Here is a 21446-nt window from a genome sequence, read left to right on the forward strand (position 1 = left end):
TGCTACCCCTTACTGCGCCTGCACACGCAGCTCAGCTGCGCTACGACTACGGTGACCCAACAGTGCTTTCACATCACTGGACTTCGGTTTAACCAGCGCGAATTTCGTCGAGAATGCCGGCCAGTTGGCCAGGATCTCTTCCCCGCGTGACGAGCCGGTGTGCTGTACGTGCTCGGTAATCAAGCCGCGCAAATGCTCTTCGTGGATAGGCAGGGTTTCAACGCCCAGCACTTCCACCAGTTCCGGGTTGACGCGTTTGCGGAATTCACCGTCTTCGTCCAGTACGTAGGCGAAACCGCCCGTCATGCCTGCGCCGAAGTTAACGCCCGTTTTACCGAGAATACAGACGATGCCGCCAGTCATGTATTCGCAGCCGTTGTCGCCAATACCTTCGACGACGGTAATAGCACCGGAGTTACGTACGCCAAAGCGTTCGCCCGCACGGCCTGCGGCAAACATACGGCCACCGGTTGCGCCGTACAGGCAGGTGTTGCCGATGATACTCGCTTCGTGGCTACGGAAGGCAGAACCTACCGGAGGACGTACTGCCAGCAGGCCGCCCGCCATGCCTTTACCGACATAGTCGTTGGCATCGCCGGTCAGATACAACTCCACGCCGCCCGCGTTCCACACGCCAAAGCTCTGGCCTGCCGTACCGCTGAAATGCGCCTTGATTGGATCGGACGCGAGACCCTGATCGCCGTGCGTCTGAGCGATATAGCCAGACAGCGACGCGCCAACGGAACGGTCGGTGTTGCGGATATCGAACCAGAAGGTTTTGCTCTGGCGTTCATCGACAAACGGCTTCGCCTGTTGCAGCAGCTGCGCGTTGAGCACACCGTTGTCAAACGGCGGGTTGTTCTCGGTGCAGTAAACCGCTTTGCCAGGGTGGGGTTGCGCGGTTTCCAGCAGGTGAGACAGCGCTAGCTTCTGCTGCTTAGCGGTAAACCCTTCCAGCTCTTTCAGCAGATCGGTACGGCCAATCAGATCCACCAGACGTTTTACGCCAAGTGAAGCCATCAGCTCTCGGGTTTCACGGGCCACAAATTCAAAGTAGTTGGTCACTTTAAACGGCAGGCCGTGGTAGTGATTTTTACGCAGTTTTTCATCCTGAGTTGCTACGCCGGTTGCGCAGTTGTTCAGGTGGCAAATACGCAGATATTTACAGCCCAGAGCGACCATCGGGCCGGTACCGAAACCGAAACTTTCTGCGCCCAGTATTGCCGCTTTGATGATATCGACACCGGTTTTCAGACCGCCATCGACCTGCAAACGAATCTTATGACGCAGACCGTTAGCCACCAGCGCCTGCTGAGTTTCCACCAGACCGAGTTCCCACGGACAGCCCGCGTATTTCACAGAAGAAAGCGGGCTTGCACCGGTACCGCCGTCATAACCCGCGATGGTGATCAGGTCCGCATAGGCTTTCGCTACACCGGTGGCGATAGTACCGACGCCCGGTTCGGAAACCAGCTTCACGGAGATCATTGCTTTCGGGTTAACCTGTTTCAGGTCGAAAATCAGCTGCGCTAAGTCCTCGATAGAGTAGATATCGTGGTGTGGCGGCGGCGAGATCAGCGTCACCCCCGGAACTGAATAGCGCAGTTTGGCGATATACGGCGTGACTTTGTCACCCGGCAATTGACCGCCTTCGCCAGGTTTCGCGCCCTGAGCGACTTTAATCTGAATGACGTCAGCGTTGACCAGATACGCCGGGGTCACGCCAAAGCGACCGGAAGCGACCTGTTTGATGCGCGATACTTTATTCGTGCCGTAACGCGCCGGATCTTCGCCGCCTTCGCCGGAGTTGGAGTTGCCGCCGATGCTGTTCATCGCTTCCGCCAGCGCTTCATGCGCTTCCGGGCTTAACGCGCCGATAGACATGGCGGCGGTATCAAAGCGCTTAAACAGTTCGGTTGCTGGTTCTACTTCGTTAATGCTAACGGCTTCATCGCCAGGCGTAATCGCCAGCAAGTCGCGCAGCGTGGCTGCCGGGCGCTCGTTGACCAGCTTTGCATATTCCTGATAGTCGCTGTACTCGCCGCTTTGTACCGCTTGTTGCAGCGTGCGCACCACGTCCGGGTTGTAGGCGTGGTATTCGCCGCCGTGGACGTACTTCAGCAAGCCGCCCTGGCTGATGGGCTTACGTGCCAGCCAGGCATGTTTGGAGAGGTTTAACAGATCCTGCTGGAAGTCAGCAAAGCCTGCGCCGCTGATGCGGCTGACCACGCCCTGGAAGCACAGCGCCACCACGTCGTCGTGCAGACCAACGGCTTCAAACAGTTTCGAGCAGCGGTAAGAGGCAATGGTCGAAATGCCCATTTTGGACATGATTTTGTACAGACCTTTGTTGATGCCGTTACGGTAGTTCAGCATCACGGTCCGGTAATCTTTGGCGATGGCGTGAGTGTCGATCAGGCGTCCCAGCGTTTCATACGCGAGGTACGGATAAATGGCCGTCGCACCAAAGCCCAGCAGCACAGCAAAATGGTGGGGATCGCGGGCGCTGGCCGTTTCAACGATGATGTTGGCGTCACAACGCAGGTTTTGTTCTACCAGGCGTGTTTGCACCGCGCCAACCGCCATCGGTGCGGGAACCGGCAGGCGGTTTTTGGCGATGTTACGGTCAGAGAGCACCAGCAACACCGTGCCATTACGCACCATCTGTTCAGCCTTATCGCACAATGCTTTGACGGTTTCTTCCAGTGTGGTTTCGCTCACGTCGAAGGTGATGTCGAGCCGGTCAGCGCGATAATGCTCCTCTTTCATGGTGGTGAGCTGAGTGAAATCGGAGTACAGCAGGATCGGCGATTTAAAACTCAGACGGTGTGCCTGACCTTCGGCTTCGCAGAAGACGTTCATCTCACGACCGATGCTGGTGGCCAGCGACATGACGTGCGCTTCACGCAGCGGGTCGATCGGCGGGTTGGTGACCTGCGCGAACTGCTGGCGGAAGTAGTCATAAATGATGCGCGGCTGGCTGGAAAGTACGGCAAACGGGGTATCATCGCCCATTGAACCGACCGCTTCCTGGCCGTTTTCACCTAGCACACGGATCACGGAATCCAGTTCTTCAGCACTGTAGTTAAACTGTTTCTGGAAGCTGGCGAGGGTGTCATCGTCCAGTTCGCGGCTGCCGACCTGATCGTCAGCCAGATCTTCAAACGGCACCAGGCGGCGGACGTTTTTCTCCATCCACTCTTTGTACGGATGGCGGCTTTTCAGGTCATCATCGGTTTCCGCCGAGTGCAGAATACGCCCGCTGCGGGTGTCAATCACCATCAGTTCACCCGGACCGACGCGGCCTTTTTCCACCACTTCATCGGGCTGGTAGTCCCAGATACCGACTTCAGAGGCGCAGGTAATCAGCTTGTCTTTGGTTATGACGTAGCGCGCCGGGCGCAGGCCGTTACGATCCAGGTTACAGGCGGCAAAGCGACCGTCAGACATCACGATGCCCGCCGGGCCATCCCACGGCTCCATGTGCATGGAGTTAAAGTCAAAGAACGCGCGCAGCTCCGGGTCCATATCCGGGTTGTTCTGCCAGGCTGGTGGCACCAGCAGGCGCATGGCGCGGATGATGTCCATCCCGCCGGCCAGCAGCAGTTCGAGCATGTTATCCATCGAGCTGGAATCGGAGCCGGTTTCGTTAACAAACGGCGCGGCGTCGTGGAGATCCGGGATCAGTGGCGTCTGGAATTTATAGGTACGGGCGCGTGCCCACTGGCGGTTACCGGTAATGGTATTGATTTCGCCATTGTGCGCCAGATAGCGGAAAGGCTGGGCCAGTGGCCAACGCGGCACGGTATTGGTGGAGAAGCGCTGGTGGAACAGGCAGATGGCCGATTCCAGACGCAGGTCCGCGAGATCCAGGTAAAAGCGCGGCAGATCCGCCGGCATACACAGACCTTTATAGATATTGACCAGATTGGACAAGCTACAGACGTAGAAGTCTTTATCGCCCTGTAGACGTTTTTCGATGCGACGACGAGCAATAAACAGACGACGTTCCATATCGCGTGGACGCCAGCCTGCAGGGGCGTTAACAAAAATTTGCTCAATTCGGGGCAGGGAGGAGAGGGCAATTTCACCGAGAACACCTTCGTTGGTTGGCACGTCGCGCCAGCCCACAATAGACAGGGTTTCCTGCTGTAATTCTTCTTCGACGATGCGACGAGATGCCGCCGCCAGCTCTGCGTCTTTATTTAAAAAGATCATGCCGACCGCGTAGTTTTTGGCTAAACGCCAGCCGCGCTCTTCGGCAACGATGCGGAAAAAGCGATCGGGTTTTTGTAATAACAGACCGCATCCGTCGCCGGTTTTACCATCAGCGAGGATGGCACCACGGTGCTGCATACGGGCCAGTGCGTGTATGGCGGTACGCACTACCTTGTGGCTAGGTTCGCCTTCTATGTGGGCGATCAGGCCGAAACCACAGTTATCCTTCTCAAGGGATTTATCGTACAACATATCAGTGAACCTCCCCAGGCTCTGCGGGACACCTCTCCGATACCGTTTGCGCACAGGCACACCAAGAGCATGGCGACGGGGGTTGCGCGTTATACGCTTACCTCGCATTCGCCCTCTTTAATCCTTTTCGCATAGGTCAAACAAGTTTGAGGACTTGCTTCAGAGGGAATCTCAATTACTGCATAAATATGATGAGCAGGCTGCTCATCCAGAAAGCTTCCAGCGGATTTCCACGTTATCGGGAATCCACACACAGGTCAAATGGCAATCTTATTTATACAAAAATGTGCTATAGCCCAATTAACTTAATGAATATGTTGAAAATAATGACTTTTTTACATTGATCTAACGCACAATGAATCGAGGGGGAAGTGTGATCTGTCTCACTGTAAGAACGGCCTGTTATCGCTTGTCCTCCCTTTGTTTATCGCGATATTTGGCATTTTATGCTGGTTTGTGGAGTTTACGCGTCTTAAAGATACTGTTTTTATCTGTGGGCCGTCAGAAGATAAAAAAAATCACAGGATATAAGGAAAAGTAATCACATTTTGAATGAATGAAATTTCGATAATTCTGCTTGGTTATGCAATGAATAAAAGCACGCCAGGGCGATTGATCCAGGTCATCGCCGACTGGGGCTAAAAATGGCAGGCTTTGGCCTCTTTTCAAGGCGCGGTCTATCAGATTATGCAGTTACAGAAATTAGTCAATATGTTTGGTGGGGATCTTTCTCGCCGTTATGGGCAAAAGGTTCATAAACTCACGCTGCACGGGGGGTTTAGCTGTCCAAATCGCGATGGCACCATTGGACGTGGCGGGTGCACCTTCTGTAATGTCGCTTCTTTTGCCGATGAAGCGCAGCAGCAGCACTCCATTGCCGAGCAGCTCGAACATCAGGCGCAGCTGGTGAATCGCGCCAAACTCTACCTGGCCTATTTTCAGGCTTATACCAGCACCTTTGCCGAAGTGCAGGTACTGCGCTCTATGTATCAGCAGGCGGTAAGCCAGACCAATATTGTTGGGCTATGTGTCGGGACGCGCCCCGATTGCGTGCCGGAGGCGGTGCTCGATCTGCTTTGCGAATATAAAGATCAGGGCTATGAGGTGTGGCTGGAACTGGGGCTACAAACCGCCCATGATAAAACGCTGCACCGTATTAACCGTGGGCATGATTTTGCCTGCTATCAGCGCACCACGCAGTTAGCGCGTGAGCGCGGTTTGAAAGTGTGCTCGCATCTGATTGTCGGCCTGCCGGGAGAAGGGCACGCGGAATGTCTGCAAACCCTGCAACGCGTGGTGGAGACTGGCGTCGATGGCATTAAGCTGCATCCTCTGCATATCGTGAAGGGCAGTATTATGGCGAAGGCCTGGGAGGCTGGGCGTCTGAACGGTATTGAGCTGACTGATTACATGGTAACCGCCGGTGAAATGATTCGCCATACCCCGCCGGAGATCATCTATCACCGTATTTCCGCCAGCGCCCGTCGCCCGACGCTGTTAGCACCATTGTGGTGTGAGAATCGCTGGACCGGGATGGTCGAACTGGACCGTTATCTCAATATCAATGGCGCGCAGGGATCTGCCCTCGGACGCCTATGGAGCCCGCCGACAGCATAGTGCTGTGAGGGAAATAACGCATTTCTTGCACAATCTTAAACGTCACGCCGAGAATTGAGTATTATTGTGCCAAGTTGTCGTGAAGGAACCCTCTATGAAGCAAATTCGAATGCTAGCGCAGTATTATGTCGACCTGATGATGAAATTAGGTCTGGTGCGCTTTTCGCTGCTATTGGCGCTGGCTCTGGTTGTGTTGGCAATTGTGGTGCAGATGGCTGTCACCATGGTGCTGCATGGCCAGGTAGAAAGTATTGATGTCATCCGCTCTATCTTTTTTGGTCTGTTAATTACCCCCTGGGCAGTCTATTTCCTGTCAGTAGTGGTGGAGCAACTGGAGGAGTCCCGACAACGCCTGTCACGACTGGTACAAAAGCTGGAAGAGATGCGCGAGCGCGATCTCAAGCTTAACGTGCAGTTGAAGGACAATATTGCGCAGCTTAACCAGGAGATTGTCGAACGTGAAAAGGCGGAAGCAGAACGCCGGGATACGTTTGAACAGCTTAAAGTTGAAATCAAAGAGCGTGAAGAAGCGCAGATCCAGCTTGAGCAACAGTCTTCATTTTTGCGTTCTTTTCTCGATGCCTCACCGGATCTGGTTTTTTATCGCAATGAAGATAAAGAATTTTCCGGCTGTAACCGTGCGATGGAGCTGTTGACCGGGAAGAGCGAAAAGCAGCTGGTGAATTTAAAACCGGCTGATGTTTACTCCCCTGAGGCGGCTGAGAAGGTTATCGAAACCGACGAGAAGGTATTCCGCCATAATGTCTCGTTAACTTATGAGCAATGGCTGGACTACCCGGACGGGCGTAAAGCCTGCTTTGAAATTCGTAAAGTGCCTTATTACGACCGCGTCGGTAAGCGACACGGCCTGATGGGCTTTGGTCGTGATATTACCGAGCGTAAGCGCTACCAGGATGCGCTAGAACGCGCCAGCCGCGACAAGACCACCTTCATCTCAACCATCAGCCACGAACTGCGTACACCGCTGAACGGCATTGTCGGCTTAAGCCGGATCCTGCTGGATACGGATCTGACCGCTGAACAGGAAAAATACCTGAAAACCATCCATGTTTCCGCCGTGACATTGGGGAATATTTTCAACGATATTATCGATATGGATAAGATGGAGCGGCGTAAAGTTCAGCTCGATAACCAGCCGATAGATTTCACCAGCTTTATGGCCGATTTGGAAAACCTCTCCGGCCTGCAGGCGCAGCAAAAAGGGCTACGCTTTGTTCTTGATCCGACATTGCCGCTGCCGCATAAGGTCATTACCGACGGGACGCGTCTACGGCAAATCCTGTGGAATCTGATCAGCAACGCCGTGAAGTTCACCCAGCAAGGGCAGGTCACCGTGCGGGCGCGCTATGACCAAGGCAACATGCTGCATTTTGAAGTGGAAGATTCCGGTATCGGTATTCCGCAGGATGAGCAGGATAAAATCTTCGCCATGTATTATCAGGTGAAGGACAGCAATGGTGGTAAACCAGCCACCGGTACCGGAATTGGTCTTGCCGTATCGAAGCGTCTGGCGAAAAACATGGGCGGCGATATTACGGTTTCTAGCCAGCCGGGGAAAGGCTCCGTCTTTACCCTTACCGTTCACGCTCCTGCCGTTGCGGAAGAGATCGAAGACGCCTTCGAAGAAGACGACATGCCGTTACCTGCTCTGAACGTGCTGCTGGTGGAAGATATTGAACTCAACGTTATTGTCGCCCGTTCGGTGCTGGAAAAGCTGGGCAACAGTGTGGATGTTGCTATGACCGGGAAAGCCGCGCTGGAAATGTTCCAGCCTGGTGAATACGACCTGGTGCTCTTGGATATCCAACTACCGGATATGACGGGCCTGGATATCTCCAGAGAGCTGACGCAAAAATACGCGCGGGAAGATCTGCCACCGCTGGTGGCACTCACAGCCAACGTGTTGAAAGATAAAAAAGAGTATCTGGACGCGGGAATGGACGACGTGCTGAGTAAGCCGCTGTCTGTTCCGGCGTTAACTGCCATGATCAAAAAATACTGGGATACCCGAAACAAAGAGGAGAGCACTGTGACATCTGAAGAGAGCAGTAAATCGCAAGCGCTGTTAGATATTCCCATGTTGGAACAATACCTCGAGCTGGTGGGACCGAAGTTAATTACCGACGGATTGGCGGTATTTGAGAAGATGATGCCGGGATATTTGAGCGTGCTGGAGTCCAATCTGACCGCGCGTGATAAAAAAGGCGTTGTTGAGGAAGGCCACAAAATCAAAGGTGCGGCGGGGTCAGTCGGTCTGCGGCACTTGCAACAGCTGGGCCAGCAAATTCAATCACCGGACCTTCCTGCCTGGGAAGATAATGTGGGTGAATGGATTGAAGAGATGAAGCAGGAGTGGCAGCACGACGTAGCGGTATTAAGAGCCTGGGTAGCGAGCGTGGAAAAAAAATGACCCCGGCTTAACCGGGGTGCGCGAATACTGCGCCAACACCAGGGAAATCGTGGCTGCGCCGTAAATTATTATCATTGTTTACAAGGGCGCAGCCCTATTTTTCAGGCCGCACGCAGTTAAGATAGCAAATCTTAAATAATTTGTTACATGAATCAGTTAAATGTGTGAAGCGTAGCATTTTAATAAGAATTATTAATATGCTTCAGCCAGTTGCGAAAGGAGTATCACGATGAAAAAAATTGGCGTAGTGCTCGGTGGATGCGGTGTGTATGACGGCTCGGAGATCCATGAAGCTGTGTTAACGCTGCTGGCAATTGCCCGCAATGGGGCTCAGGCCATCTGCTTTGCGCCCGATAAACAACAAGTCGATGTGATTAATCATCTGACGGGCGAGCCAATGCAGGAAACCCGCAATGTCCTGATTGAGGCCGCACGCATAACCCGTGGTGATATTCGCTCCCTTGCACAGGCTGTCTCTACGGAACTGGATGCGCTGATTGTGCCCGGCGGATTCGGTGCGGCGAAGAATCTAAGTAATTTCGCCAGTCAGGGCAGCGAATGTCGGGTGGATAGCGACTTAGCCGCGCTGGCGGTAGCCATGCATCAATCCGGTAAGCCGTTGGGGTTTATGTGCATTGCCCCAGCGATGTTGCCTAAAATTTTCGATTTTCCACTGCGTCTGACGATTGGCACTGATATTGATACCGCAGAAGTGCTGGAAGAGATGGGGGCAGAGCATGTGCCTTGCCCGGTCGATGATATCGTGGTTGATGAAGACCACAAAATCGTGACCACGCCTGCTTATATGCTGGCGCAGGATATCGCACAGGCTGCGAGCGGTATCGACAAGCTGGTATCACGCGTGCTGGTGCTGACTGAATGAAAAAAGGGGTGACCGCCTTTTTTCGGCGTATTTTTCTACGGGCGGTCATTGTCCTCGCCGTGTTCTGGGGCGGGGGCATCGCCCTCTTCAGCGTGCTGCCGGTGCCCTTTTCGGCGGTAATGGCTGAACGACAAATCAGCGCCTGGTTACACGGTGATTTTGGTTATGTGGCACATTCTGACTGGGTCAGTATGGATGAGATATCGCCGTGGATGGGGTTGGCTGTCATCGCCGCAGAAGACCAAAAATTTCCTCAGCATTGGGGATTTGATGTCACCGCGATAGAAAAAGCGCTGGCGCATAATGAGCGCAATGAAAGCCGCATTCGTGGGGCGTCGACGCTCTCGCAGCAGACGGCAAAAAACCTCTTTCTGTGGGATGGACGCAGCTGGGTGCGTAAAGGTCTCGAGGCCGGGCTCACACTGGGCATGGAAACGGTCTGGAGCAAGAAACGTATTCTGACTGTTTATCTGAATATCGCGGAGTTTGGCGACGGCGTGTTCGGCGTAGAAGCGGCGGCGCAACGTTATTTTCATAAACCGGCTAGTCGCTTGAGTCAGTCAGAAGCGGCATTGTTGGCTGCGGTGCTGCCAAATCCCCTGCGTTTTAAGGCGAATGCCCCATCAGGCTATGTGCGTAATCGTCAGGTGTGGATTATACGGCAAATGCGTCAGTTAGGCGGTGAGTCGTTTATGCGGGAAAATAAGCTGTACTAATTGTGTTATTGCCGGATGTGGCAAGAGCGCCTTCTCCGGCCAGCGGGACTAGTCTTCGTCAAACCCCGAATTAAACAGCGCAATCACTGCTGCCAAGGCTTCAACTTCCTGTGGACCGGAGGCTTCAACCTCTATCTGGCGACCTTTGGCGGAATCCAGCATCAGCAGGGCAATTACGCTGTTCGCTTCCGCCTCTGTGCCTTCATCGTTACGCAACAGCACTTCCGCTTCGAAACCCTGCATTAATTCAAACAGCTTCATTGCTGGCCGGGCATGCATGCCCAGCTTATTAGTGATTTCAACAGTCTGCTTCACGGTCATGATTTGCGTTTTTCCAGCGTACGATGGCGTGACTGCACGTTTTTACCGCGTGAGCGGAAGTAGTCTGCCAGTTGCTCTGCAATATACACCGAACGGTGTTTCCCGCCGGTACAGCCGATGGCTACGGTGAGGTAGCTGCGGTTGTTGGTCTCCAGCATGGGTAACCATAGCTCAAGATAGCTGCGAGTCTGGTAGATAAAATTGTGTACTTCTGTGTGGCGGTCGAGAAATGCGGCGACGGGTCTGTCCAGACCGGTCATCGGACGTAGTTTGGGATCCCAGTGCGGGTTCGGCAGGAAGCGCACGTCAAAGACATAATCCGCGTCAATTGGAATGCCGTGCTTAAAGCCAAAGGACTCGAATACCATGGTCAGCTCACGTTCACGCTTGCCCAACAGTCGTGTACGCAACATTTCTGCCAGTTCATGCACGGACATTTCTGACGTGTCGACGATCAGGTCAGCGCGGGAACGCAGCGGTTCCAGTAAGTCACTTTCCTTATCAATTGCGCTTTCCAGAGATAAATTTTTGCTGGAGAGTGGGTGCAGTCGACGAGTATCACTGTAGCGGCGGATTAGTGTGTTACGGTCAGCATCAAGGAACAGCAGCTGCGGCGAGAAACCTTCAGGCAGGTTATTCATTGCCTGCTCGAAAATTTCTGGCGACTCAGGCATGTTGCGCACATCAATGCTGACGGCCGCAGAAATTTGGCGATCGGCCAAAGTACGGGCCAGATCGGGCAGCAGCACTACGGGAAGGTTATCCACGCAGTAAAAACCCATATCTTCCAGCGCACGCAGGGCGACCGATTTGCCTGACCCTGAACGACCGCTGACGATCATCAGTACCATGTACTGTTTCTCCTCACAACGACAAAAAAGGATGCCATTGGGTTGTTATGCTTCATCCTGTCCACCTTCGGTGTCCGTGATGATTTGATACAGCTCCTGGTCACTCTGCGCGGCGCGCAGGCGACGACAGATAGTTTTATCTGCCAGACGTTTTGCAACCAGCGACAACGTGTGCAAATGCGTCTTGGTTTGGTCGGCGGGAACCAGCAGGGCGAACAGCAGATCGACCGGTTGATTATCAATGGCGTCGAAAGCGATAGGCGTTTCGAGTTGCACAAATACACCGACTGCGCGCAGCGTGTCTTCTTCCAGCTTTCCGTGCGGAATGGCAATACCATTGCCGATGCCGGTACTGCCCATTTTTTCACGCGTCAGGATGGCTTCAAATACCACCTGAGAAGGCAAGCTGAGCTGCTTTGCCGCCAGTTCACTGATGATTTCCAGTGCGCGTTTTTTGCTTTGGCAGTGAACGCCAGAGCGCGTACATTCCTGGTTGAGAACAGTGCTCAGTTGTAGAGTCGTATCGTTATTTGTCATAATTTCACCTAAGCGCTAACTGTACAAATGGCCCGTTGTGCTTCACAACAGGCCGTCCTGCACCCGCTAACTGCCCGGACAAGTTAGTGCTGTTTCAGTTTATCTTTATGTTTTGTTAACTGCCGAGCCAGTTTATCAATTAAACCGTCAATGGCGGCGTACATATCCTGACCTTCCGCGCTGGCATGAATTTCGCCACCGTTTACATGCAGTGTTGCATCCGAGATGTGTGTCACCTTCTCCACTTTCAACACAATATAGACCTGATTAATCCGGTCGAAATATTGCTCAAGTTTGGCGAACTTTGTGTTTACAAAGTCGCGCAGGGCTTCAGTGATTTCGACGTTGTTTCCAGTGATGTTGAGCTGCATAGTGTCTTCCTTATCGGTTGGGTCAGACCAGCTGTTTGCGCTGGTTAGACGGCGGAATGGATAAAGACTCTCGGTACTTCGCAACGGTGCGGCGCGCCACCATGATACCCTGTTCTGACAGCATAGAGGTTAACTTGCTGTCACTCAGCGGTTTCGCAGGGTTCTCCGCAGCAATTAATTTCTTCACCAGCGCGCGTATCGCCGTGGATGAGGCTTCGCCTCCGCCTTCAGTGTTGACGTGGCTGGAAAAGAAATACTTGAGTTCAAAAATGCCGCGTGGACTGTGCAGATACTTTTGCGTGGTCACTCGGGAAATGGTCGATTCGTGCATTTCGACGGCTTGGGCGATATCCGCCAGCACCATCGGTTTCATAAATTCTTCGCCTTGCTCAAAGAAGGCCTGCTGCTGCTCAACGATACAGCGACTGACGCGCAACAGCGTGTCGTTGCGGCTTTCCAGACTTTTAATCAGCCACTTCGCATCCTGTAAATTTGTCCGAATAAACTGACTGTCGGCATCGTTGCGCGCACCATTGCACATGGCGGCATAGTGCTGATTAATCTGTAAGCGTGGAATGCTGTCACTGTTCAGTTCGACGACCCAACGATCGTTATGCTTGCGCACCAGTACATCCGGGATCACGTATTCCGGCTCACCGGTTTGGATCGACTGTCCGGGTCTCGGATCCAGCGACTGGATCAGATTGACGGCCTCTTTCAGAACATCTTCTTTTAACCGGGTCACGCGCATCAGCGAGCGGAAATCATGATTGGCTAACAGATCGAGGTGATCGCTGATGATAAGTCTTGCTTCTGCCAGCCACGGGGTAGTTTTGTCAAACTGCGACAATTGGATCAGTAAGCAATCGCGGAGATCTTTTGCCGCGACGCCAACGGGATCAAAACGTTGAACGCGTTTAAGCACGGCTTCGATTTCATCCATCCCGATGTCGTCATCGCCCATGCTTTCGAGAATATCGTCCAGAGAAACGGTGAGATACCCGGTTTCATCAACCGCATCAACAATTGACGTGGCAATGGCGCGATCGGTATCAGAGAACGGGGTTAATCCTACTTGCCACATCAGGTAATCCTGCAGTGACTGCGTGGTCTCACCCTGATACACAGGCAGTTCGTCATCGATGTAATCCCCGCTGGTGCCGGACGGCGTGCCTGCGGTGTAAATCTCATCCCAACTGGCATCAAGCGGCAGCTCTTCCGGCATCTCTTTTTGTTCGAGCGCATCTGCGGTGTCGAGGGAATCGCTGTCCTGTTTTTCCTGGGTATCAATTTCGTCGTGAAGATCGGTTTGCTCGAGCAGTGGGTTACTTTCCAGCGCTTGCTGAAGTTCTTGCTGAAGTTCCAGCGTGGACAACTGCAACAGACGGATAGCCTGTTGTAGCTGCGGCGTCATCGCCAGTTGTTGGCTAAGCCTAAGTTGCAAACCTTGCTTCATGTTCAGAGTTGTTTTCTCCTGCAGTAACGTGACGTCTTCTACCCTATCAGAGTCTGAAGTCTTCCCCAAGGTATACGCGTTTAACGTGCTCGTCTTGCAGTATTTCTGTTGGTGTGCCGTGTGCGATCAGGTGTCCCTGACTCACGATGTAGGCTCGCTCACAGACCGCCAGCGTTTCGCGAACGTTGTGGTCGGTAATCAGTACGCCCAGCCCACTGTCGCGCAGGTGTTCAATGATGCGTTTGATATCAATAACGGAGATGGGATCAACACCCGCAAACGGTTCATCCAGCAGGATAAATTTCGGATTTGCGGCCAGCGCGCGGGCGATTTCCACACGGCGTCGTTCACCCCCGGACAGTGACTGTCCCAGGCTGTCGCGCAGGTGTTCGATATGGAACTCTTCCATCAGTTCGTTGGCGCGATCTTCGCGCTGCTCGCTGGTAAGATCGTCACGAATTTGCAGTACCGCCATCAGGTTATCAAATACGCTCAGACGACGAAAAATAGAGGCTTCCTGCGGCAGGTAGCCGATGCCGCGACGGGCGCGAGCGTGCAGTGGCAGCAGGCTGATGTCTTCGTCATCGATGATGATGTTGCCTGCATCGCGCGGCACAATGCCAACCACCATATAAAAGGTCGTTGTTTTGCCGGCACCGTTCGGGCCGAGCAGACCAACGATCTCCCCGGAGTTGACGGTCAAACTGACATCTTCCACTACACGGCGGCCTTTATAGGCTTTTGCAAGGTTCTTTGCAGTTAATGTTGCCATAACGAATCAGTTACCTTTTTTCTCTGCCGGAGCCTTGGTTTTGTTTTTATCCTGCAGCTGTGACGGCACCAGAACGGTGGTGACGCGTTTGCCTTTATCACTGAAGGCCTGCATTTTCTGCTCTTTTACCAGATAAGTAATCTTATCGCCGGTAATGTTGCTATCGAGCTGTTCCAGATAAGCCTTACCGGTCAGAACGACGAAATCTTTTGCCAGTTCATAGTGCATCTGTGAGGCATGGCCTTTAACCGGTTTACCGTTGTCTTGCATCTGGTAAAACGTTGCCGGATTGCCATAACCGTCGATCACTTCTTTACCGTCTTCACCACCTGGGCGGGTCACAACGACTTTATCGGCGTTAATTTTGATGGTGCCCTGCGTCACGATAACATTACCGGTAAACGTCACCACGTTGCCCTGCATATCCAGGGACTGCTGGTCCGATTCAATGTGAATCGGCTGTTCGGTATCGCCGGTGACGGCAAATGCCGGAATGCTGGCGGCCAGAAGGGAGCTGGCAAGCACAAGGTTAAGGCTGAGTTTGTTTGTTTTGGATTTCATATGAGGTTCTAACCTTTTCAATCAGCTCGGCGTTCTTGCTGCGTAAGTTGCCGCGCATCTTCAGTCCGCTGGAGTTAAATGTTGTTCCATACAACGTGACCAGATCGTTAGAGGTAACATCTTGCGTTACCAGGTTAATCTGCGCGTTATCGGTCGTAATTCTGCGTAGTTGAGAGTCAGGCACCAGGGCGTTGACTTCAACATGGCCATACAGATACAGCATCCGATCCTCAGTCAATTTGGCTTTATCAGCCTTGATCGACCAAGTCGGCACTTTATCCTTATCAAACGTGGTTAATACCGGTTGAGTAAACCACGAAACAGCCTGATCTGAATAATATTCAACGTGTTGAGCAATGAGTCTATAGCTCAGTGCGCCTTCCGGGCTATACACGACGGTGTCAGTATGCTCGCTCTTATAGGTCGGCTCGTTGTTATTCACCACTACTTGAGCGGAGTCGTCTTTGTCTGCCAGGTTAATACCGATCAGCACAAGGACAGCCAGCGACAGTAGAATGATAACCCAACGTCTGGTTTTGCTCATATCGATTGACCTTTGGCCTCGTCCAGTTTGCCCTGCGCCAGGAGTAATAAATCGCAGACTTCACGTACCGCGCCGCGCCCTCCATCAATGCGTGTGACATAGTCGGCTCGTGGGATCAACAGCGGGTGGGCATCTGCCACCGCCACGCTTAATCCTACTTTCGCCATCACCGGCCAGTCGATCAGATCGTCGCCGACGTACGCCACATGTTCCGGCGCGATCGCCAGTTTGCTGAGTAGATCGCTAAAGGCAACCAGTTTGTCCGACTGTCCCTGGTAGAGATGGGTTATCCCCAAAGTGGCACAGCGATCTTCTACAAGTTTAGCCTTTCGTCCGGTAATAATAGCAACCTCGATACCGGAAGTGAGCGCACAACGAATACCGTAGCCATCACGGACGTTAAACGCCTTTAGCTCTTCACCGTTATTGCCCATATAAATCAAACCGTCAGACAGCACACCATCCACATCAAGGATCAGCAGTCGAATATTCTCTGCCCTGGTGATAACTTCAGCGCTGACGGGTCCGTAACAGGTCGCAAGCGACGCACCTGCGTTACTCATTTTTCTTTATCCTTGATTTTCTACACTACACCTGCACGCAGCAGATCATGCATATGTAACACACCCAGTAACTGGTCGCCATCAGCAACCATCACCGAGGTAATATGGCGGGACTGCATTAAATTCAGGGCATCTACGGCAAGAATGCCCGGACGCACGCGAATGCCACCGGGAGTCATTACATCGGCAATCCCTAGCTGGCGTACGTCGACGCCCATATCAAAGACGCGGCGTAAGTCGCCATCCGTGAAGATGCCGTCGATCTTCATAGTGTCATCGCAAATGACGGTCATGCCGAGATTTTTACGCGTGATCTCAAGTAAGGCATCGCGCAGGCTGGCGTTTTTATTCACATGCGGGATCTCGTCACCCGTATGCATAATATCGTTAACACGCAGCAAAAGCTTACGACCCAGTGCTCCGCCGGGGTGAGACAACGCAAAATCTTCTGCGGTAAAGCCACGGGCCTTCAATAACGCCACGGCGAGCGCATCGCCCATCACCAGCGTCGCGGTTGTGCTGCTGGTCGGCGCCAGACCTAACGGACACGCTTCCTTGGGTACTTTAACACACAGATGCACATCTGCCGCACGCGCCATGCTGCTTTCCGGACGACCGGTCATGCAGATAAGGGGGACGTGAAGGCGTTTGAGCACCGGGATTAACGCGGCAATTTCATTGGATTCGCCGGAGTTAGAAATGGCGATCACTACGTCCTGCGGGGACACCATACCCAGATCGCCGTGTGCGGCTTCGCCAGGATGTACGAAAAAGGACGGCGTACCGGTACTGGCAAAAGTTGCGGCCATTTTGCGCCCGATATGCCCGGATTTCCCCATTCCCATCACCACGACTTTACCCGTGCAGTTGAAGATTTTCTCACAGGCGAGAGTAAAGTTCAGGTCGATGTACTGATCAAGCTCCGCCAGGCCTTCACGTTCAATTGCCAGGACTTCTTTGCCTGCTTGCTGAAAGTCAAAACCCGGTTGCAACTCTAAGTGCGACATAATGCGTTTCCAGTTATCCAACGAGAAGTGGCGATAACCAATACAGCATCGCCAGCCATATGATAAAACCGCCGGTCAGCAGCGCACCCGCGCCGCGACCAATCTGGCGCGGACGTCGCCAGCAGAGTAGTGCAAAAATAACGCTCACCAGCAGCATAACGCTGTAGTCACGGACGATGGCCATCGGATTGACCTCGCCCGGTGTAATCAGTGCGGGCAGCCCGAGAACGATAACAATATTAAAAATGTTGGCACCGATGATGTTGCCGACAGCAATGTCGTTTTCACCCTTACGCAAGCCCGCGATGGCTGTTGCCAGCTCAGGCAGGCTGGTGCCAATGGCCACCACCGTTAGTCCAATAGTAAGCTCGCTCATGGCAAAGTAATTTGCCAGTACGGTGGCGTTATCCACCACCATCCGCGTTGCCATCGGCATAATAATCAGCGCAATACCCAGCCACAAAAAGGCGACGGGTAATCCCCCTTCACGCGGCAGCTCTGCCACCTGCTCCCGGGTCAGGCTGTCATTTCCTTGCCGTTCAGCCAGTCGCGCGATTTTAACAATGAAAAGCAGCCATAGCACGGCCAGAAACAGAAGAAAGAAACCATCACTGCGGCTCAGTTGCCCGTCGTACAGCACGGATGCCGCCAGAATACTGACCAGCAACATTAGCGGTAATTCGCGACGCAGAACATCAGAATGCACGGTAAAAGGGTGAATAAGCGCTGACAGGCCTAAAATCAGGAGAATATTGGTGATGTTCGAGCCGATAGCGGTGCCGACGGCTAAATCGAGCTGTCCATTGATTGAGGCGGCAACGGAGACAATTATCTCGGGTAACGATGTACCGATGCTGACAACGGTCATCCCTATAATAATAGGGGGAATGCCGAAGGTACGGCATAAAATGGATGCGGCAAATACCAGACGGTCGGCACCGTAGACCACCAGAAGTAAACCAATTATTAACAGCGCCGTCGCTAAAAGCATCTAAAGTCCTTTCTTCAGGTATACTCGCCGGTCCACGTGAAGGATCTTCTGGAAGCCGTAACGAAGTCTTAATTTTGACTTTATGCGGCTAAAAAGTAAAACAAATGCCAGCTTTCGCTAACCAGAGCGGGTAATAATCTGTAAATATGTTGGGTTCAGGGCTAAATTGAGCGCCAAACTCTTCGATTAACGAGGCAACAGTAAAGGATGAAGCAATGGGTCAGTCTGTGGCGAATCTAGTCGATATGCACGATGTCAGCTTTTCCCGAGGCGACCGCTGCATTTTTGATAATATTTCCCTGACGGTGCCGCGCGGCAAGATCACGGCGATCATGGGGCCATCAGGCATCGGCAAAACGACGCTGTTACGTCTGATTGGTGGGCAAATTCCCCCGGATAAGGGTGAGATCTTGTTTGATGGCGAGAACGTCCCGACCATGTCTCGTTCACGTTTGTACACCGTGCGTAAGCGCATGAGTATGCTGTTCCAGTCAGGCGCCTTGTTTACCGATATGAACGTGTTTGACAACGTTGCCTATCCGCTGCGTGAGCATACGACGCTGCCTGCGCCGTTGCTGAAAAGTACGGTGATGATGAAGCTGGAGGCCGTCGGCCTGCGCGGAGCGGCAAAATTAATGCCTTCTGAATTATCCGGTGGGATGGCGCGACGTGCCGCACTTGCACGTGCCATTGCGCTGGAGCCAGACCTGATTATGTTTGATGAACCGTTCGTCGGTCAGGATCCCATCACCATGGGCGTGCTGGTGAAGCTGATATCAGAACTGAACAGCATACTGGGCGTCACCTGCGTGGTGGTCTCTCATGATGTGCCTGAGGTACTGAGTATTGCGGATTACGCCTATATTATGGCGGACAAAAAAATAGTGGCCTACGGCAGTGCTCAGGCGCTGCAAGAAAATGCCGATCCGCGCGTGCGCCAGTTCCTGGATGGTATTGCCGACGGGCCGGTTCCGTTCCGTTACCCGGCGGGCGATTACCACTCCGATTTACTCAAAACAGGGAGTTAAGCCACCCATGTTGTTAAATGCGCTGGCATCACTCGGACATCGAGGGATAAAAACCCTCAGGACGTTCGGGCGTGCCGGATTAATGTTGTTCAATGCGGTAGTCGGCAAGCCGGAATTTCGCAAACATGCGCCGTTGCTGATCCGCCAGCTCTATAATGTCGGCGTCTTATCGATGCTGATCATTATCGTCTCTGGCGTGTTCATTGGTATGGTGTTGGGGTTGCAGGGATACCTGGTTCTGACGACCTACAGTGCGGAAACGAGTCTTGGAATGCTGGTGGCGCTTTCGCTGCTGCGTGAGCTGGGCCCGGTTGTGGCGGCGCTGCTGTTCGCCGGACGAGCCGGATCGGCTTTAACTGCAGAAATTGGCCTGATGCGGGCAACCGAACAGCTTTCCAGTATGGAAATGATGGCGGTCGATCCTCTGCGTAGGGTGATCTCCCCACGTTTTTGGGCGGGCGTGATTTCACTGCCGCTGCTGACGATTATTTTTGTCGCGGTAGGTATCTGGGGCGGTTCGCTGGTTGGCGTAAGCTGGAAGGGTATTGATGCAGGCTTCTTCTGGTCTGCCATGCAAAATGCCGTCGACTGGCGTTTGGACCTGGTCAACTGTTTGATTAAGAGCGTGGTGTTTGCCATTACGGTCACATGGATTGCATTGTTCAATGGTTATGATGCGATCCCGACCTCTGCCGGGATTAGCCGGGCAACGACACGCACCGTTGTGCACGCCTCTCTTGCCGTTCTGGGGCTGGATTTTGTGCTGACCGCACTGATGTTTGGGAATTGAGTTCATGCAAACGAAAAAAAATGAAATTTGGGTCGGGTTATTTCTGTTGGTTGCGCTGCTGGCGGCGTTGTTCGTCTGCCTGAAAGCAGCCAATGTCACCTCTATGCGCACTGAGCCGACCTACACGATTTATGCGACTTTTGATAACATCGGCGGCCTGAGAGAGCGTTCTCCTGTGCGGATTGGTGGGGTGGTTGTTGGGCGCGTGTCGGACATTTCGTTAGATCCGAAATCGTACCTGCCGCGTGTGACGCTGGAGATTGAATCGCGTTTTAATCAGATCCCTGACACCAGTTCACTGAGTATTCGTACTTCCGGTCTACTGGGTGAGCAATATCTGGCATTAAACGTAGGTTTTGAAGATCCTGAATTGGGAACCGCTATTCTTAAAGATGGTGATACGATCCAGGACACAAAATCGGCGATGGTGCTGGAAGATATGATTGGTCAGTTCCTTTACAACAGCAACAGTAAAGGCGATGACAATAAGAATTCTGGCGATGCGCCGGCTGCAGCTCAAGGTAATAATGAAGCCACTACGCCTGCGGGCGCGACGAAATAATCTCAGGAGAATCGACATATGTTTAAACGATTAATGATGGTGGCTATGCTGGTCATTGCTCCTCTTAGCGCAGCAACGGCAGCGGATCAGACTAACCCCTACAAACAGATGGATGAGGCGGCGCAGAAAACCTTCGACCGTCTGAAGAACGAACAGCCGAAAATCCGTTCTAACCCGGATTACCTGCGTAATATCGTCGATCAGGAACTGCTGCCGTACGTTCAAGTGAAGTATGCCGGTGCGCTGGTGCTGGGACGCTATTACAAAGAAGCGACGCCTGCACAACGTGACGCGTATTTTGCTGCGTTTCGTGAGTACCTGAAGCAGGCCTACGGCCAGGCGCTGGCGATGTATCACGGCCAGACCTATCAGATTGCCCCGGAGCAACCGCTGGGTGATGCGACCATCGTGCCGATCCGTGTCACCATCATCGATCCGAATGGCCGTCCTCCGGTACGTCTGGATTTCCAGTGGCGTAAAAACTCTCAGACCGGTCACTGGCAGGCGTATGACATGATCGCCGAAGGTGTCAGCATGATCACCACCAAACAAAATGAGTGGAGCGACCTGCTGCGTACCAAAGGTATTGACGGTCTGACGGCGCAGTTGAAGTCTATTTCTCAACAGAAAATCACGCTGGAAGAGAAAAAATAATGACGCAGTCACTCACCTGGGTGCGTGAAGGTGACAAGCTCTCGCTGGTGGGAGAACTGGATCAGGACGTGTTAAACCCACTATGGGATGCGCGCGTTGAGGCGATGAAAGGGATCTCCTGCATCGATCTGAGCCAGGTTTCTCGGGTTGATACCGGCGGCCTGGCGTTGCTGGTTCACCTTGTTGACCAGGGCAAGCGGCAGGGGAATCACGTTTCGCTCACCGGCGTTAACGATAAGGTTTACACGTTGGCAAAGCTTTACAATTTGCCCGATGACGTCCTTCCGCGTTAATTTTTGTAGGCCGGATAAGACCTTGTGC

The 21446-nt window shown here is 53.0% G+C and carries 21 protein-coding genes; 9 read left to right on the top strand and 12 right to left on the bottom strand.

Annotated elements, in window-relative coordinates; all coding sequences use genetic code 11:
- Positions 1 to 9: 9 nt before the first annotated feature.
- A complete protein-coding gene (gene gltB / locus E4Z61_RS19465) occupies positions 10 to 4470 on the bottom strand; it encodes a glutamate synthase large subunit (protein WP_135324153.1) in 4461 nt (1486 codons plus the stop codon).
- Positions 4471 to 5157: 687 nt separating this feature from the next.
- Here gltB and mnmL point away from each other — a divergent pair.
- From mnmL to mtgA, 4 genes are all read left to right on the top strand, one after another.
- Positions 5158 to 6087 carry a tRNA modification radical SAM protein MnmL/YtqA gene (gene mnmL, locus E4Z61_RS19470; RefSeq protein WP_135324154.1) on the top strand — a complete coding sequence of 310 codons (930 nt, stop codon included), beginning with the start codon at positions 5158 to 5160 and terminating at the stop codon, positions 6085 to 6087.
- Between the two features lie 94 nt (positions 6088 to 6181).
- Positions 6182 to 8518 (top strand): aerobic respiration two-component sensor histidine kinase ArcB, encoded by a 2337-nt coding sequence (gene arcB, locus E4Z61_RS19475; protein WP_135324155.1) that lies wholly within the window; start codon positions 6182 to 6184, stop codon positions 8516 to 8518.
- Between the two features lie 229 nt (positions 8519 to 8747).
- Positions 8748 to 9401, top strand: coding sequence for an isoprenoid biosynthesis glyoxalase ElbB (gene elbB / locus E4Z61_RS19480; protein WP_135324156.1), 654 nt, complete (start codon positions 8748 to 8750; stop codon positions 9399 to 9401).
- Positions 9398 to 10117, top strand: a complete 720-nt coding sequence (mtgA, locus tag E4Z61_RS19485; protein ID WP_135324157.1) for a monofunctional biosynthetic peptidoglycan transglycosylase — start codon at positions 9398 to 9400, stop codon at positions 10115 to 10117. Before elbB ends, mtgA begins: the two co-directional genes overlap by 4 nt.
- Before the next feature lie 48 nt (positions 10118 to 10165).
- On the opposite strand, the gene npr is transcribed toward mtgA, so the two are convergent.
- The 11 genes from npr to E4Z61_RS19540 form a co-directional block, all read right to left on the bottom strand.
- Positions 10166 to 10438, bottom strand: a complete 273-nt coding sequence (gene npr, locus E4Z61_RS19490; protein WP_096755498.1) for a PTS phosphocarrier protein NPr — start codon at positions 10436 to 10438, stop codon at positions 10166 to 10168.
- Positions 10435 to 11289 carry an RNase adapter RapZ gene (rapZ, locus tag E4Z61_RS19495; RefSeq protein WP_003025085.1) on the bottom strand — a complete coding sequence of 285 codons (855 nt, stop codon included), beginning with the start codon at positions 11287 to 11289 and terminating at the stop codon, positions 10435 to 10437. Before rapZ ends, npr begins: the two co-directional genes overlap by 4 nt.
- Positions 11290 to 11334: 45 nt before the next feature.
- The gene (ptsN, locus tag E4Z61_RS19500) at positions 11335 to 11826 is read right to left on the bottom strand and encodes a PTS IIA-like nitrogen regulatory protein PtsN (protein WP_135324158.1); all 492 of its coding nucleotides are present in this window, start codon (positions 11824 to 11826) and stop codon (positions 11335 to 11337) included.
- An 83-nt stretch (positions 11827 to 11909) separates the two neighbouring features.
- Entirely contained in the window at positions 11910 to 12197 is a 288-nt protein-coding gene (gene hpf, locus E4Z61_RS19505; RefSeq protein ID WP_003025078.1) for a ribosome hibernation promoting factor, read from the bottom strand.
- Positions 12198 to 12219: 22 nt separating this feature from the next.
- Entirely contained in the window at positions 12220 to 13653 is a 1434-nt protein-coding gene (gene rpoN / locus E4Z61_RS19510; protein ID WP_135324159.1) for an RNA polymerase factor sigma-54, read from the bottom strand.
- 46 nt (positions 13654 to 13699) lie between these two features.
- Positions 13700 to 14425, bottom strand: a complete 726-nt coding sequence (gene lptB, locus E4Z61_RS19515; protein WP_003828761.1) for an LPS export ABC transporter ATP-binding protein — start codon at positions 14423 to 14425, stop codon at positions 13700 to 13702.
- Between the two features lie 6 nt (positions 14426 to 14431).
- On the bottom strand, positions 14432 to 14986 hold the full coding sequence (gene lptA / locus E4Z61_RS19520; RefSeq protein ID WP_103769889.1) for a lipopolysaccharide ABC transporter substrate-binding protein LptA: 555 nt from the start codon (positions 14984 to 14986) through the stop codon (positions 14432 to 14434).
- A complete protein-coding gene (gene lptC, locus E4Z61_RS19525) occupies positions 14955 to 15530 on the bottom strand; it encodes an LPS export ABC transporter periplasmic protein LptC (protein ID WP_135324160.1) in 576 nt (191 codons plus the stop codon). The genes lptA and lptC overlap by 32 nt, the downstream gene beginning before the upstream one ends.
- A complete protein-coding gene (kdsC, locus tag E4Z61_RS19530) occupies positions 15527 to 16093 on the bottom strand; it encodes a 3-deoxy-manno-octulosonate-8-phosphatase KdsC (protein ID WP_135324161.1) in 567 nt (188 codons plus the stop codon). Before kdsC ends, lptC begins: the two co-directional genes overlap by 4 nt.
- Positions 16094 to 16113: 20 nt before the next feature.
- On the bottom strand, positions 16114 to 17100 hold the full coding sequence (kdsD, locus tag E4Z61_RS19535) for an arabinose-5-phosphate isomerase KdsD (RefSeq protein WP_135324162.1): 987 nt from the start codon (positions 17098 to 17100) through the stop codon (positions 16114 to 16116).
- Positions 17101 to 17113: 13 nt separating this feature from the next.
- Entirely contained in the window at positions 17114 to 18091 is a 978-nt protein-coding gene (locus E4Z61_RS19540; protein WP_135324163.1) for a calcium/sodium antiporter, read from the bottom strand.
- Positions 18092 to 18306: 215 nt separating this feature from the next.
- Between E4Z61_RS19540 and mlaF the strand changes: the two genes are divergently transcribed.
- Genes mlaF through mlaB form a run of 5 tightly spaced genes read left to right on the top strand, consistent with a single transcriptional unit; the run spans position 18307 to position 21418 of the window.
- A complete protein-coding gene (gene mlaF / locus E4Z61_RS19545) occupies positions 18307 to 19119 on the top strand; it encodes a phospholipid ABC transporter ATP-binding protein MlaF (RefSeq protein ID WP_135324164.1) in 813 nt (270 codons plus the stop codon).
- 7 nt (positions 19120 to 19126) lie between these two features.
- The gene (gene mlaE / locus E4Z61_RS19550) at positions 19127 to 19909 is read left to right on the top strand and encodes a lipid asymmetry maintenance ABC transporter permease subunit MlaE (protein ID WP_045448070.1); all 783 of its coding nucleotides are present in this window, start codon (positions 19127 to 19129) and stop codon (positions 19907 to 19909) included.
- 4 nt (positions 19910 to 19913) lie between these two features.
- The gene (mlaD, locus tag E4Z61_RS19555; RefSeq protein WP_135324165.1) at positions 19914 to 20471 is read left to right on the top strand and encodes an outer membrane lipid asymmetry maintenance protein MlaD; all 558 of its coding nucleotides are present in this window, start codon (positions 19914 to 19916) and stop codon (positions 20469 to 20471) included.
- 18 nt (positions 20472 to 20489) lie between these two features.
- Positions 20490 to 21125 carry a phospholipid-binding protein MlaC gene (gene mlaC, locus E4Z61_RS19560; protein WP_135324166.1) on the top strand — a complete coding sequence of 212 codons (636 nt, stop codon included), beginning with the start codon at positions 20490 to 20492 and terminating at the stop codon, positions 21123 to 21125.
- Positions 21125 to 21418, top strand: coding sequence for a lipid asymmetry maintenance protein MlaB (gene mlaB, locus E4Z61_RS19565; RefSeq protein ID WP_135324167.1), 294 nt, complete (start codon positions 21125 to 21127; stop codon positions 21416 to 21418). The genes mlaC and mlaB overlap by 1 nt, the downstream gene beginning before the upstream one ends.
- Positions 21419 to 21446 lie beyond the last annotated feature (28 nt).

It is taken from the genome of Citrobacter tructae (assembly GCF_004684345.1).
Lineage (GTDB): Bacteria > Pseudomonadota > Gammaproteobacteria > Enterobacterales > Enterobacteriaceae > Citrobacter > Citrobacter tructae.

What these genes read in the sequence shown, in the direction of transcription:
- gltB (WP_135324153.1), bottom strand. Translation starts at nt 4,470, where the DNA reads ATGTTGTACGATAAATCCCTTGAGAAGGATAACTGTGGTTTCGGCCTG.
- mnmL (WP_135324154.1), top strand. Translation starts at nt 5,158, where the DNA reads ATGCAGTTACAGAAATTAGTCAATATGTTTGGTGGGGATCTTTCTCGC.
- arcB (WP_135324155.1), top strand. Translation starts at nt 6,182, where the DNA reads ATGAAGCAAATTCGAATGCTAGCGCAGTATTATGTCGACCTGATGATG.
- elbB (WP_135324156.1), top strand. Translation starts at nt 8,748, where the DNA reads ATGAAAAAAATTGGCGTAGTGCTCGGTGGATGCGGTGTGTATGACGGC.
- mtgA (WP_135324157.1), top strand. Translation starts at nt 9,398, where the DNA reads ATGAAAAAAGGGGTGACCGCCTTTTTTCGGCGTATTTTTCTACGGGCG.
- npr (WP_096755498.1), bottom strand. Translation starts at nt 10,438, where the DNA reads ATGACCGTGAAGCAGACTGTTGAAATCACTAATAAGCTGGGCATGCAT.
- rapZ (WP_003025085.1), bottom strand. Translation starts at nt 11,289, where the DNA reads ATGGTACTGATGATCGTCAGCGGTCGTTCAGGGTCAGGCAAATCGGTC.
- ptsN (WP_135324158.1), bottom strand. Translation starts at nt 11,826, where the DNA reads ATGACAAATAACGATACGACTCTACAACTGAGCACTGTTCTCAACCAG.
- hpf (WP_003025078.1), bottom strand. Translation starts at nt 12,197, where the DNA reads ATGCAGCTCAACATCACTGGAAACAACGTCGAAATCACTGAAGCCCTG.
- rpoN (WP_135324159.1), bottom strand. Translation starts at nt 13,653, where the DNA reads ATGAAGCAAGGTTTGCAACTTAGGCTTAGCCAACAACTGGCGATGACG.
- lptB (WP_003828761.1), bottom strand. Translation starts at nt 14,425, where the DNA reads ATGGCAACATTAACTGCAAAGAACCTTGCAAAAGCCTATAAAGGCCGC.
- lptA (WP_103769889.1), bottom strand. Translation starts at nt 14,986, where the DNA reads ATGAAATCCAAAACAAACAAACTCAGCCTTAACCTTGTGCTTGCCAGC.
- lptC (WP_135324160.1), bottom strand. Translation starts at nt 15,530, where the DNA reads ATGAGCAAAACCAGACGTTGGGTTATCATTCTACTGTCGCTGGCTGTC.
- kdsC (WP_135324161.1), bottom strand. Translation starts at nt 16,093, where the DNA reads ATGAGTAACGCAGGTGCGTCGCTTGCGACCTGTTACGGACCCGTCAGC.
- kdsD (WP_135324162.1), bottom strand. Translation starts at nt 17,100, where the DNA reads ATGTCGCACTTAGAGTTGCAACCGGGTTTTGACTTTCAGCAAGCAGGC.
- E4Z61_RS19540 (WP_135324163.1), bottom strand. Translation starts at nt 18,091, where the DNA reads ATGCTTTTAGCGACGGCGCTGTTAATAATTGGTTTACTTCTGGTGGTC.
- mlaF (WP_135324164.1), top strand. Translation starts at nt 18,307, where the DNA reads ATGGGTCAGTCTGTGGCGAATCTAGTCGATATGCACGATGTCAGCTTT.
- mlaE (WP_045448070.1), top strand. Translation starts at nt 19,127, where the DNA reads ATGTTGTTAAATGCGCTGGCATCACTCGGACATCGAGGGATAAAAACC.
- mlaD (WP_135324165.1), top strand. Translation starts at nt 19,914, where the DNA reads ATGCAAACGAAAAAAAATGAAATTTGGGTCGGGTTATTTCTGTTGGTT.
- mlaC (WP_135324166.1), top strand. Translation starts at nt 20,490, where the DNA reads ATGTTTAAACGATTAATGATGGTGGCTATGCTGGTCATTGCTCCTCTT.
- mlaB (WP_135324167.1), top strand. Translation starts at nt 21,125, where the DNA reads ATGACGCAGTCACTCACCTGGGTGCGTGAAGGTGACAAGCTCTCGCTG.